The organism is Pseudomonas sp. FW300-N1A1 (assembly GCF_058789115.1).
In genome coordinates, this window is record NZ_JBYTBK010000014.1 from 81,046 (window position 1) to 93,819 (window position 12,774).

At 62.1% G+C, this 12,774-nt stretch carries 9 protein-coding genes; 6 read left to right on the plus strand and 3 right to left on the minus strand.

Annotated elements, in window-relative coordinates:
• Window positions 1-118 precede the first annotated feature (118 nt).
• Both AC3WQN_RS12475 and AC3WQN_RS12480 read right to left on the minus strand, forming a co-directional pair.
• Window positions 119-2,080: a methyl-accepting chemotaxis protein gene (locus AC3WQN_RS12475; RefSeq protein WP_103400106.1), complete on the minus strand. Its 1,962-nt coding sequence runs from the start codon at window positions 2,078-2,080 to the stop codon at window positions 119-121.
• 50 nt (window positions 2,081-2,130) lie between these two features.
• Window positions 2,131-3,801: a response regulator gene (locus AC3WQN_RS12480; protein ID WP_103400105.1), complete on the minus strand. Its 1,671-nt coding sequence runs from the start codon at window positions 3,799-3,801 to the stop codon at window positions 2,131-2,133.
• Between the two features lie 286 nt (window positions 3,802-4,087).
• On the opposite strand from AC3WQN_RS12480, the gene AC3WQN_RS12485 reads away from it, so the two are divergent.
• From AC3WQN_RS12485 to AC3WQN_RS12510, 6 genes are all read left to right on the plus strand, one after another.
• Window positions 4,088-5,155 carry a DUF2333 family protein gene (locus tag AC3WQN_RS12485; RefSeq protein WP_103400104.1) on the plus strand — a complete coding sequence of 356 codons (1,068 nt, stop codon included), beginning with the start codon at window positions 4,088-4,090 and terminating at the stop codon, window positions 5,153-5,155.
• Between the two features lie 3 nt (window positions 5,156-5,158).
• The gene (locus tag AC3WQN_RS12490; protein WP_103400103.1) at window positions 5,159-5,716 is read left to right on the plus strand and encodes an NUDIX hydrolase; all 558 of its coding nucleotides are present in this window, start codon (window positions 5,159-5,161) and stop codon (window positions 5,714-5,716) included.
• A gap of 289 nt (window positions 5,717-6,005) precedes the next feature.
• Window positions 6,006-6,377 carry a translation initiation factor Sui1 gene (locus AC3WQN_RS12495; RefSeq protein ID WP_103400102.1) on the plus strand — a complete coding sequence of 124 codons (372 nt, stop codon included), beginning with the start codon at window positions 6,006-6,008 and terminating at the stop codon, window positions 6,375-6,377.
• A gap of 221 nt (window positions 6,378-6,598) precedes the next feature.
• A complete protein-coding gene (gene speA, locus AC3WQN_RS12500; RefSeq protein ID WP_103400101.1) occupies window positions 6,599-8,512 on the plus strand; it encodes an arginine decarboxylase in 1,914 nt (637 codons plus the stop codon).
• Window positions 8,513-8,745: 233 nt separating this feature from the next.
• A complete protein-coding gene (locus tag AC3WQN_RS12505; protein ID WP_256587267.1) occupies window positions 8,746-10,335 on the plus strand; it encodes a type VI secretion system Vgr family protein in 1,590 nt (529 codons plus the stop codon).
• On the plus strand, window positions 10,332-11,117 hold the full coding sequence (locus AC3WQN_RS12510; RefSeq protein ID WP_103400100.1) for a DUF4123 domain-containing protein: 786 nt from the start codon (window positions 10,332-10,334) through the stop codon (window positions 11,115-11,117). The genes AC3WQN_RS12505 and AC3WQN_RS12510 overlap by 4 nt, the downstream gene beginning before the upstream one ends.
• A gap of 127 nt (window positions 11,118-11,244) precedes the next feature.
• Here the strand turns inward: AC3WQN_RS12510 and AC3WQN_RS12515 are convergent, their stop codons facing one another.
• A complete protein-coding gene (locus AC3WQN_RS12515) occupies window positions 11,245-12,594 on the minus strand; it encodes an MATE family efflux transporter (protein ID WP_103400099.1) in 1,350 nt (449 codons plus the stop codon).
• Between the last annotated feature and the right edge of the window lie 180 nt (window positions 12,595-12,774).

Consider the following 12,774-nt stretch of genomic DNA (forward strand, 5'->3'; position numbering starts at 1 on the left):
CAAAGCCAGAGAGCAAGGTATGCCTGACACAACCGAGTTGCAGGTTTCAGGGCTGCTGCGCACCCCAGCGGGAGCAAGCTCCCTCGCCACAGAGCGGTTGTCAGGCTCAGGGGTTGTGTCAGACACGAAAGGCCTGCACGGCGGTATGCAGTTGCCCGCCCAACGCCAGCAGGTTTTCGCCCTGGCTGCGGCCTTCACCGATGCGCACCAGGTTCTCCCCGCCCAGTTGGTGAATGCGCTCGCTGTGGTCGCGGATCTCGCTGACCGCGCCGCTTTGTTGAGCGGTGACATCGGCGATGCGTGCGGCGGTGTCGGCAATGGTCTGGATCGCACCGACAATTTTATCCAGTGCGCCGTCTGCCGCTTGTGCCTGACTGGCAGTGGCTTCGGCGTGTTCGACCTGCGCGCGCATGCCCTCCACTGATTGCCTTGCCGCCAGTTGCAGGGCGCCAATCAAGGCCTGGATCTCGGCCGTGGCACCGGCGGTGCGTTGCGCCAGCGAGCGAACCTCTTCGGCGACTACCGCAAAGCCCCGGCCCATCTCTCCGGCGCGGGCCGCTTCGATGGCAGCGTTCAGGGCCAGGAGGTTGGTCTGGTCGGCAATCGAGCGAATCACCGTGAGTACGCCACCAATGGTTGCCGACTCCTCGGCCAGGTGCTCGATCATCTGGGCATTGCCCTGGACTTCGCCGACCAGGGCGTGAAGCCCGGTCAGGCTCAAGCCGATCACCTGCTGCCCATGCTCGACCGCAAGGCCAGCATGACGGCTGGCTTCGGCGGCCTGGCTGGCATCGCTGGCCACTTGCTGGATGGTCGCTTCCAGTTCGCCAAGGGAATCGCGGATCAGCGCGGTGTCGCCGGCCTGATGCTCGGCGCCGCTGTGCAGGTCGCGGCTCAGTTCGGCCAGCACGCGACTGCTGCCCGCCACTTGTTCGGCGTTTTGCCGGATGGTCCCCACCAGGTCCACCAGATACACGCGCAGGCGATTGAGCGACTCCTGAATGTCGTGCAGTTCGCGGTTGGTCGAACCCAACTGGATGTCCCGACTGAAGTCACCTTCAGCCCAGGTCGAGAGCGCCGGAGCCAGGTTGGTCAGCACCCGGGCAAGGCGTCGTTGCAAGGTGTCGATCAGCAGCGCAATCAACAGGATCAGGCCAATCATCACGCCCTGGATCAGCCGCACTTCACTCTGGATTTGCCCATGTTGTGCGCGGACGGCCGGCTCCAGCGCGGCAATGGCTTGCTGCACGGCGTCCATCTTCACATGGGTGGCGGCGCTGAGGTCGGCTCGTTTCTGGATCTGCTCGCGGGTGCGGGCCAGTTCAGCGGGATAGCGGGCGAGCAGGCTGGACAGTTCACGCTTGAAGCCGGTGCCGGCATCTTCGACGACGGCTTTTTCGTTGCTTTCCAGGCCCATCATCGCGGCGAAGTCGTCGGCGTTGGAGGCTTGGTGGGCGGCGACGCCGAGCAGCGGCAAAGCCTCGATCAGCACGGCTTGGGCGCGGATGTTGGCGAGTTCACGCTCCACGTCGCCGGCCAGCTCGCTACGACCGCTGCTGACCAGTTTGTCACGGGCCAGCGAGAGCTTGCCCAGATGCTGCGCGGCGGCCAGCAGTGGCGTCAGGTAAGCCGTAGTATCGGGTGTGTTGGCGCCGGTGGCGTATTGGCTGAGTTGTTCCAGGCTCGCGCCCAGTTCGCGTTCGGCCTGTAGCAGCAGGGCTTGCGGGTCACCGGCCAGTTTGCCCGCGGCCAGCAGTTCGGTCCTGCTGAATTCGTCGAGGTCGGCAAGGCTGGGGCGCAGGCTTTGTGCCAGGTCCGCTGGCATCACGCTCAACTCTTTTTGCAGGGTGTCGAGGGCCTGGCTGGCGCCGCTCAAGCGCAAGGCATCGCCGCTGGCCAGGTAGTCTTCGACATTGCGTGCCACATGGTTATGGAACAACTGCGACAGGCCCAGGTAACGCTCCATCAACAGATAAGGGCGTTCCAGGGCCTTTTGCGACCACCACAATGTGGCGCCGAGTGCGATGCACACCGCGACTAACAGCAGGGTATTGAGATTGGTCAGCAACTTCAGGCGCATCGTGGGCAACCAACGACAGAAGGGAGGCGCCTGAAGTTATTGCGCTTGCGTTACAGCGTTATGACCGAATCGCTGGATTCTGATGAAAAGATGGCACTTTGCTTTGATCGGCGTGCCGCCTGAACCCGATTGCGTCCGGCGTCCTTGGCGCGGTACAGCGCCGCGTCGGCCTGGCTGGCCATCATCAGGCTGTCGGAGTCTTCCTGCAGGTCCACCACGCCAGCGCTGAAGGTGCACCACAGGTCCTGCGGCTTGGCCGGGTAGTGAATCTCGGCAAAGCGCTGGCGGATTTCATCGAGCACTTTGCAGGCCGACTCGATATCGGTGTCCGGCATGACGATGGCGAACTCTTCGCCGCCGTATCGGCCGATGAAGTCGGTCTTGCGCAGGCGTTGCTTGAGAAACAGCGCCAGGCTCTTGATCACCCGGTCGCCCATGGGGTGACCGTGGCTGTCGTTGACCCGCTTGAAGTGATCGATATCGAGCATCGCGAAGCTCAGTGGCTTTTGTTCGCGGCGTGCGCGGAATGAGCAGTCTTCGAGCAGTTGCAGGATATGGGTATGGTTGTACAGGCCGGTCAGGCTGTCACGGACCATCCGCGCCTTGAGGTTGCGTGCCCGGGCGGCGCGGTTGCGCACGGTGGTGATCAGGTGGCGGGGCTTGATCGGCTTGGTCAGGAAGTCGTCACCGCCTTCGCTCATGGCATCGAGCTGCTTGTCCTGGTCGTCTTCGGCCGACAGGTAAATGATCGGTACGCTGACATAACGGTCGTTGTGGCGAATCACCTTGGCCAGTTCGGTACCGGTGCAGGCCGGCATGTACATGTCGAGGATGATCAGGTCAGGCTGGAAATCGGCCAGTTCGGCCATCGCCTGGATCGGTTCGATCAGGGTGCGGGTGACGATTCCGGCGCTGTTGAGCAGGCGCTCGGTGTGCAGGGCCTGGGCGCGAGAGTCATCGATGATCAGCACTTTATAGGGTTCGTACTGGGCGACGCAGGTCAGGACCTCGATTTTTTCCAGCAGGCTCGAGGCTTCGAGGGTGCCGGTCAGGAACTCCTGGCCACCGGCACGTACCGCCGCCAGGCGTGTCGGGGTGTCGGTTTCCAACAGGCTGAAAAACAGCAGCGGCAGTTTATGCTCCAGCCCGGCCTGGGCGTCGGCCGCCAGTTGCAGGCCCACGCCTGGGCCTGCGAAGTCGACATCCATGACAATCGCCGCCGGCAGTCGCTCGACCATGGATGAGCGAAAGGCCGCCACACTGTCCAGGGACTGGGCACTGAGGCCAAAGAATTCCAGTTGTTTGGCCAGGCGTTCGGCACGGTCGTGGTCCTGCAGCAAGACATAGATCGGCTTGCGCAGAGGCGGCAGGAAGGTTTGTTCGAGCTGGTCGCCCTGGCGCAGGCCAGTGCGTGACAAGCGCTGCATCAACCGGTTCAGGTCAGTGATCAGCCCGCTGCTCAGGCGTCCGCGGTTGGCGTCGACGGCCTGCAGTGACTGGGTGATGCTGTGGGCCAGTTGGGTGTGTTCGGTCTGCTCGAAGCGCTCGGCAAAGCGCAACAGGCGCAGGTTCGCCTCACTGAGTTCCGATAGATCGGTCGTCGACCATTCGCTGCGTTGCAGGCGCTGCCATATCTCAAGAATCTGCCGTGCTTGATGAATTACCCGCTGGGCAAAGTGCTGCTTGAGGCGCTCACGGCTGGGGTCTTCTGGCTCGGTCATATCCTGACTACTAGTGAGGGTGCATGCTGAGGTCGACTGGTGGCTCTATGCTAGCACCATCTTTTCGATGGCATGAGTGCCGTAAGTCAATAATCTGCACAGCGACACGATTCAGTTTATGACCGACTGGTCGCGTAGGCTCTGGGCCGTCCTTCCTTTATAGTGTCGGCTCGACTGTGATGCGTGCAGCGCCGTGCCGGGGCAGGATTAATCCGCTCACCATCAGGCACGATGGAGTAGGGTTGCGGTCGAACCGATGAACTCAAGTGATTGAAAGGATATCGCCATGCTGGACTGGAAGAACCGCGCAGGCAGTGCGCCTGAACGTGCCGCCGAACCCAAGTCGGCAACCCGCAGCTATTTTGGTGGTTTGCTGTTCAGCCGCGCATTGGCCACGTTGATCGGCCTTTACCTGGTGGTGACCATTGCCCTGGGTTGGTACTGGAGCAAGGAACCGGCCCTGTTTGCGGTTCAGCAGAACGCACAAGTCGCCGCCGAGAAAGAAGGCAAGCAGATGGTTGTCGGGTACACCACGGTGGAAACCCTCAAGACCGTTGCCGGTACCTTGCTCGACAAGCCGGGTGGCTATATCTCCAACGACCGTTTCCCGCCGGGCCTGTGGATGGACAACACGCCGAGCTGGGAGTACGGCGTGCTGGTGCAGGTGCGCGACCTGACGCGCGCCATGCGTAAAGACTTCGCCCGCTCGCAGTCGCAATCGGCGGAAGACGCCGACCTGGCCAAGGCCGAGCCGCGCTTCAACTTCGACAACAAGAGCTGGGTGCTGCCATCCAGTGAGTCGGAGTACCAGGAGGGCATCAACTCCCTGAGCCGCTACCAGGCACGCCTGTCGGACCCAACGCAGAAGAACGCGCTGTTCTACGCCCGTGCCGACAACCTGAACAACTGGCTGGGCGATGTGGGCACCCGTCTGGGTTCGCTGTCGCAACGTCTGTCGGCCAGTGTCGGCCGGGTCAAGCTCAACACCGCGTTGAAAACCGAAGTCGTGGCCCCGGGCCAGGTGCCACAACTGGATGAAGAGGTGGTGGAAACCCCTTGGATGCAGATCGACAACGTGTTCTACGAAGCGCGCGGCCAGGCCTGGGCGCTGTCGCATTTACTACGTGCCATTGAAGTCGACTTCGCCGATGTACTGGCGAAGAAGAACGCGACCGTCAGCGTGCGGCAGATCATTCGTGAACTGGAAGCGTCCCAGGAGACACTCTGGAGCCCGATGATCCTCAACGGCAGCGGCTTCGGCCCATTGGCCAACCACTCGCTGGTCATGGCCAACTACATTTCGCGGGCCAACGCGGCGGTGATTGACCTGCGCCAACTGCTCAACCAGGGCTGAGTCATGGTCGATAACTCCCGGGAGGCCGCCCATCGCGCGGCCTCGGATGCCGAGCAGATTGCCTGGGTCGACGAGCAGGACAACCTGCTCGGCTCCCTGGTGCGTGCGGATCTGCGCGCGCGCGGCCTGATCGGGCGCGGCACCTACATCATGCTGTTCAACTCCGCGGGCGACCTGTGCGTGCACCAACGCACCTACAGCAAGGCCATCTACCCAGGGTTCTGGGATGTGGCGGCGGGCGGCATGGTGCTGGCGACGGAAACCTATGCCGAATCGGCAGCCAGGGAGTTGGCGGAGGAACTGGGTGTGAGTGGTGTGCCATTGACCGCCCACGACCACTTTTTCTTCGAAGACACCGGTAACCGGCTCTGGTGTTCGGCATTTTCGGCGGTCTGGGACGGACCCTTGGTCCTGCAGCCGGAGGAAGTGCTCCAGGCCCGCTTTATCCCGATCGAACAGGTCATGCAGGAAATCCACGAAAAGCCTTACTGCCCGGACTCATTGGCGGCCTTGAAACGCTATCTGCGCTCGATCGGGGCCGACGTCGCAAAAGATGCATAAATTGGCGCCGATTGGCTCTTAGCAAGTGGGCTTTTTGTCGTTACACTGCGCGACCTTTTCAAGCTGGACCGGGTTGCTTTTTGTAGGAGCGAGCTTGCTCGCGAAGAACGCAGGGATGACGGGTGCTGTCTGAGTGCACGCGTTATCGTTGATGTCCATCGCGAGCAAGCTCGCTCCTACAGGGTTGTACCGGTCCAGTAGCGCTGCCCCTGCCTGAGTGGGGCTTCGCGGTCGATAGCACGTGCCTACGTTGCTGCGACCAGTCTTTGTCCTCCCAAGAGGATTGCCGGTGGCCAAAAAAGCCGCATCCTTCGCCGCCCTTGGTGGCTTGGTATTTTCCACCGACGCAGGTCGACATTGCCCGGACTGTAGCCAGCCGGTGGCAACCTGCATCTGCAAACAAACCGTTATCCCGGCCGGCGACGGCATCGTGCGCGTGCGTCGCGAAAGCAAGGGCCGTGGCGGCAAGACGGTGACCACCATCAGCGGTGTGCCGCTGGCTGAAGACGCGCTCAAGGAGTTGGCCACCACGTTGAAAAAACGCTGTGGTACCGGTGGCGCGTTGAAGGACGGGATCATCGAAATCCAGGGTGATCATGTCGAGCTACTCTTGGCCGAACTGATCAAGCACGGTTTCAAAGCGAAGAAATCCGGCGGCTAGCAGCCTCTGTGAAGACCACTCCGACTTGATGCAGGCCTGATCCGATTCAGGTGTGGTGTCGTCTCCAGGGTTTTCACAGAGCCTGTTCTGACCGGTTTCTAAACTCAGCGCTGCATCCGGGGTCTACCCCTCGTTGCAGGCTAATCGTCATTTTCATTCTTTAAGCTGCGCCAGCCCTCAACCCGGGAGGCGCTCTCTGACTTCATTTATAGGGGACTTCGATGTCCGTACGACGCACACGCAAAGACGATGGCAGCCAATGGACAGTTGCGGACAGCCGCAGTGTTTACGGGATTCGCCATTGGGGGGCCGGGTATTTCGCGATCAATGACGCCGGTCGCGTCGAAGTTCGTCCGAACGGTCCGACCAGTTCGCCCATCGATCTGTTCGAGCAAGTCGACCAGCTGCGTAAAAGCGGCCTGTCCTTGCCATTGCTGGTCCGTTTCCCGGACATCCTGCAAGATCGCGTCCGTCAGCTGACCGGTGCCTTCGATGCCAACATCGAACGCCTGGAATACCAGAGCAAGTACACCGCGCTGTACCCGATCAAGGTCAACCAGCAGGAAGCGGTGATCGAAAACATCATCGCTACCCAGGACGTGTCCATCGGCCTGGAAGCCGGCTCCAAGCCGGAGCTGCTGGCCGTGCTGGCCCTGGCGCCGAAGGGCGGCACCATCGTCTGCAACGGTTACAAGGACCGTGAGTTCATCCGTCTGGCGCTGATGGGCCAGAAGCTGGGCCACAACGTGTTCATCGTGATCGAGAAAGAATCCGAGGTCGGCCTGGTGATCGAGGAAGCCGCCTCGCTGAAGGTCAAGCCTCAGGTCGGCCTGCGGGTTCGCCTGTCGTCCCTGGCGTCGAGCAAATGGGCCGATACCGGTGGCGAGAAATCCAAGTTCGGCCTGTCGGCGGCGCAGTTGCTGTCGGTGGTCGAGCGCTTCCGCGCGGCGGGCCTGGACCAGGGCATTCGCCTGCTGCACTTCCACATGGGTTCGCAGATCGCCAACCTGGCGGACTACCAGCACGGGTTCAAGGAAGCGATCCGTTACTACGGCGAATTGCGCAACCTGGGCCTGCCAGTCGATCACATCGATGTCGGTGGCGGGCTGGGTGTGGACTACGACGGCACGCACTCGCGTAACGCCAGTTCGATCAACTACGACATGGACGATTACGCCGGCGTCGTGGTCGGTATGCTCAAGGAATTCTGCGATGCGCAGAGCCTGCCGCACCCGAACATCTTCTCCGAGAGCGGCCGCTCCCTGACGGCTCACCACGCCATGCTGGTGGTGCAAGTGACGGACGTCGAGAAGCACAACGACGACGTGCCGAAGATCGCCAACAAGGAAGAACTGCCGGAAACCGTACAGTGGCTGGTGGACCTGCTGGGCCCGACCGACATCGAGATGGTCACCGAAACCTACTGGCGCGCGACTCACTACATGAGCGACGTGGCGGCCCAGTACGCCGATGGCAAGCTGACCCTGGCCGAAAAGGCCCTGGCCGAGCAATGCTATTTCGCGGTGTGCCGTCGCCTGCACAACTCGTTGAAGGCGCGTCAGCGCTCGCACCGCCAGGTGCTCGACGAACTCAATGACAAGCTGGCCGACAAGTACATCTGCAACTTCTCGGTGTTCCAGAGCCTGCCCGACACCTGGGCCATCGGCCAGGTCCTGCCGATCCTGCCGCTGCACCGTCTCGACGAAGAGCCGCTGCGCCGCGCCGTGCTGCAAGACCTGACCTGCGACTCCGACGGCAAGATCAAACAGTACGTCGATGAGCAGAGCATTGAAACCAGCTTGCCGGTGCATGCACTGAACGACGGTGAAGACTACCTGCTGGGGATTTTCCTGGTGGGCGCCTACCAGGAAATCCTGGGCGACATGCATAACCTGTTCGGTGACACCGACTCGGTGAACATCTACCAGAATGCCGATGGCAGTGTTTACCACGCCGGTATCGAGACCCACGACACCATCGAAGACATGCTGCGTTATGTGCACTTGTCGCCAGAAGAACTGATGACGCACTACCGCGACAAGGTTGCCAGCGCCCGAATCAGTGCTTCCGAGCGCACTCAGTTCCTCGACGCGCTGCGTCTGGGCCTGACTCGTTCGTCTTACCTGTCTTCCTGAGGTCAATCACCGCTGTGACCAGGCTGTCTGAAAGTTTTCCGTACGTTGCGGAAATTTCAGATAGTCCGGTGCGGCGGTTCTTCATTTTTATAGAGATGTTTAGTTGCGTCGCACTATCAACGTTGGCGTTTCTTCATTTCGCGTAGGCTTTTTCCCAAGTTGTATTTCGGCACTCTACTCGGCCATGTCTCTCAGCGAGAATCCCCGGCCGCCCCTCCTGTAGAGAAACGTCGATGTCCGATCCAGTCAACGAGCCGTCATTTCGCCTGGAGATAGCGGGCCAGTCCCAACCCTTTACGGTTGCCGCCTTTACCGGCTATGAATCCATCAGTGCGCCCTTTGTTTTCTGGCTGGAGTTGCAGCTCGATGAAAGACAACTGGACCTCGCCAGCCTGATGTATTGCCCGGCCTATCTGTGCTTCGGGGAGGCGCACGCCGGTATCCACGGACAGATCCATGACCTGGCGCAGCTTCACGGTGGCGCGAAGCCGGGGCTCTGGCAGGTGTCGCTTGGACCGAAACTGGCCTGTCTGGCGCAACGCTTCAGTCAACGGATCTTCAGCCAGCAGTCGGTCCCGCAGATCCTTGCCCAGGTCCTGAGGGCGCACGGTATCGGTGAGAAGGCCTGCCGGTTCGCGCTTCGGGGCGATTACCCGGCGCTGGATGTGTGCACCCAATACCGCGAGTCCGACCTGGCATTTGTTCAACGCCTGTGCGAGCAGGCGCGGATTCATTACTACTTTCGGCACCGCCGGGGCAGTCACTGTCTGATCTTTACCGACACCCTGGGCCGCGAACCCGTTGCTGCGAGCGAATCCTGCGATGTCGAGGGCGGCATACCTGCAATCAGGCACTTCAAGGTGCATGCGCAAAGCCGGGAGGGCGACCCGCAGCGCCCAGCGTCGATCCGTGCAGAAGCCGAAACAGACCTGCCGACCCTGCGCAGCGGTCGGGTCCTGGCATTGTCGGGGCACTCCTGTACGGCGTGGAACGGTCAGTGGTTACTGACCCGGGTCGAGCACGCTGGCAACTCCATGCCAGTGCCGCACTACCGCAACCGCCTGTGGGCGATGCCGGCTGACAGGCCGATCGAGTCTGATGAACCGCACCCGAAACATCGAATGAGTAGCGTGCAGCGTGGCTGGATAGTCCATGTCGAGGGCGCGCATATCGATTCGATGGGGCGGGTCGCCGTGCAGTTCGACTGGCTGTATCAGGGCGAAGGCGCCAGCCCGAGCCATTGCTGGCTACCGGTTGCTACCCGGTTGTCGGACGAGGCGATTGCAAGCCTCGCCGCTGGGGTGGAGGTCTGTGTGAGCTTCATCGATGGCGATCCTGACCAGCCGTTGATCACGGGGATCTTTCAGCCGGCGATGCTCCCCGGGGACGCAGTGCTGCATCCTGAAACGCCTTCGGCCTCAGGTCGCGAGGCCTTGCTGCGCCTGCAGATCAATGCGGCGATGTTCGTGGGCGCCGAGCAACAACTTCAGCTCTCCAGTGGTCAGGCGCTGACCGTTGATGCCCACACACAACGACACTTCAAGGTGGGTTGCAGTGAGGTGCGTTTTGACGGTGCCGACCTGTGTATGTCCAGCCCGAACATTCATCTCAAGGCGGCGGCCCCCGCACCGGTCACGGCAACCACGGCGGAGTGGGAGGCGCTATCCCCGGCGGCGCACCGTGATTGGCTGGCACAGGTCCGGAGCAGTCAGCCGCTGGTGCTGTTGTGCCTGTTGCCCGGTGGGGGGAGTTTGCGCCATTGCCGGCAAACGGTTTGCGTCTGTCGCATGGCCGCCGGGTTTGGTCAAAGTGGTGTGGCATGAGTGCGACCCAGGCGGCTCAATGGTTTTTGCTGGATGTCCCGGGCGCGCCGGACGCCGGGTGGAAGCTGCAGCAATGTTTTGCCGATGCACCGCGCCATGGGCTGTTCGAGAATACCGATCTGCATGCCTTGCGTGACCAGGGGCCGCAGTTGCTGGAGCTGTCGACCCAGCCGGCGCTGGCGCAATGCGTACACGAGGCGCCGCTGGACTGGCCGGGTCTGTTGCTGGAGACATCGGTTTCTGCACAACCGTTGCTCGGACACCTGCGGCGTATGCTCACGGTTACGTTCGGGCTGCATTACAAAGGCCTGCTCAGTTACTACAACCCCTACACCGCCAGCTACTTCTTTGATGGCTGCGATGCCCGCGATTTGAGCCGCTGGCTGGGGCCGATCGACAAGCTGTACTGGTACGGCGGCACCTGGGCGGACCGGGCGCTGGGCAGCCTGGGGTGGCAGCAATTGAGCCGTCCGCCCTTGTCGGTCAGCGCACTGGCGATCGAAGACAACCTCAGCTTGCGTCAGCAGGGCCAATTGCAGGCGTGCATGCTGGAACGGCACGCCTGGTGCTGGAGCCAGACGACAGGGCATGACTACGGCTTGATCTGGTCCTGTGTGCAGGAAGGGCTCGAGCAGGGCTTCAGCGACAGCGCCGTGCTGGATGGCTGGCTGCGACTGCGCTTGCAGTACCCGTCAGCGGCACTGGATGCGCCGTTGCCGGGCCGCACTCAGCAAGAACGGCTCGACAGTTTACGCAACCGTTGGCAGAACGGCCCATCCTGAATCCCGGGCCCAGTCCTATTGCCAGTCAGTTAAGGCTAGGGTTGCTCAATACATCCCCACGGGCCCCTAACTCGCTTAAAACGTTTCTTAACTGAACAGCATTAGGCCCAGGCCGGTATTTGTCGGCTCAGTGAGCGTGGCCGGCAAACCATCCGTCGTGCTTGCGCAAGTGCCAGGCAAACGCAGCCAGGGTGAGGCTGCGCAACACCATGAACAGCAGGAACGTCAGCCAGAGTCCATGGTTGCCCAACCCTTGCAGCGCCCAGGCAAATGGCAGTAGCAGGATGACCGTCAAGAGCATGCCGTTGCGCATTTCCCGCGCGCGGGTAGCGCCGATGAACAAGCCATCGAGCAAGTAGCTCCAGACCGCGATCAATGGCAATACCGCGAGGTACGGCAAGTAGATGAAGGCAGTGTCGCGCACACTCTGTATGTCCGTCTGCATGGCAATGAACAGATGGCCGGCGCACAGGAACAGCAGGGCAAAGCCCAGGCTGGCGATCAATGACCAGCCGCAGGCCACGACCAATGAGCGACGCAAGGCCTCACGGTCGCGGGCACCGATGGCGTGGCCACAGAGCGCTTCCACGGCATGGGCCAGGCCATCCAGGGCATGGGCGGTCAGGAGCAAGCCGTTGAGCAGCAGGGCATTGGCGGCGACCGTCGCATCGCCCAGGCGCGCTCCTTGAACCGTCACCATGAAAAACACCGATTGCAGCAGCAGGCTGCGGATGAAGATGTCGCGGTTGACCGCCAACAGGGGGCGCCAGCTCTGCCAGAGCGCCAGTGCAGCCCAGGCGATATGCCCGGGGTAGGCACGCAGGGCGCTGCGGGTCATGGCCAGGCCCAGCAGGGCGCCGGTCCATTCGGCGATCACCGAGGCACGGGCCGAGCCGACGACGCCCCACTCAAGGCCAATGACGAACCACAGGTTCAGGGCGATGTTCACCAGATTGGTGGTCAACAGTATCGCCAGCGGCGCACGGGCGTTCTGGGTGCCGAGGAACCAGCCGACCAACGCATAGCTGGCGAGGGCGGCGGGCAAGCCAAACAGACGGGTATGGAAAAAGTCCCGGGTCAGTTGGTCAAGCTCGGCGGACGGTTGCATGAAGTGCAGCGCCACGCCACTGAGCGGCACGCCCAGCGCACCGAGTAGCAAGGACAGGCCCAGCGCCAGCAACAAGCCCTGTAGCAGGATCTGCCGCAACGCCGCGCCGTCGCCCCGTCCCGCGGCCTGCGCGGCGAAGCCGGTGGAGCCCATGCGCAGAAAGCCCATGGCCCAGGCCAGGAAGGTGTACAGGCTGGCACCCACCGCGACCGCCCCCAACTGATGGGCATGGGGCAGGTGGCCGATCACGGTGCTGTCGACCAGCGCCACCAGCGGCACGGAAATGTTCGAAAGAATCATCGGCGCGGCCAGCGCCCAGACACGACGATGGGTGGCACGATCGCGCCAGTCGGTGATCAGGGTAGACATTCAGGCTCCTTGCGAGAGCGGGCATTGTAGCGGTAGATCCTGAAAGAAGGTGGTCGGGGGAAAACCGCAAGGGGAGCCGGTCGTGCTTGAGAACCCATCCCCCCACCGTTGGTCAATCTGATCAGCCCGGCAAGCGCTTGGGCTATAGTTACCCCCTTCGATACTCCTGCCCGCGAGTGC

Bases quoted from the DNA above. Each gene is read 5' to 3' on its own strand.
- AC3WQN_RS12475 (WP_103400106.1), bottom strand. From the start codon at position 2,080: ATGCGCCTGAAGTTGCTGACCAATCTCAATACCCTGCTGTTAGTCGCG.
- AC3WQN_RS12515 (WP_103400099.1), bottom strand. From the start codon at position 12,594: ATGTCTACCCTGATCACCGACTGGCGCGATCGTGCCACCCATCGTCGT.
- AC3WQN_RS12490 (WP_103400103.1), top strand. From the start codon at position 5,159: ATGGTCGATAACTCCCGGGAGGCCGCCCATCGCGCGGCCTCGGATGCC.
- AC3WQN_RS12510 (WP_103400100.1), top strand. From the start codon at position 10,332: ATGAGTGCGACCCAGGCGGCTCAATGGTTTTTGCTGGATGTCCCGGGC.
- AC3WQN_RS12505 (WP_256587267.1), top strand. From the start codon at position 8,746: ATGTCCGATCCAGTCAACGAGCCGTCATTTCGCCTGGAGATAGCGGGC.
- AC3WQN_RS12485 (WP_103400104.1), top strand. From the start codon at position 4,088: ATGCTGGACTGGAAGAACCGCGCAGGCAGTGCGCCTGAACGTGCCGCC.
- AC3WQN_RS12480 (WP_103400105.1), bottom strand. From the start codon at position 3,801: ATGACCGAGCCAGAAGACCCCAGCCGTGAGCGCCTCAAGCAGCACTTT.
- speA (WP_103400101.1), top strand. From the start codon at position 6,599: ATGTCCGTACGACGCACACGCAAAGACGATGGCAGCCAATGGACAGTT.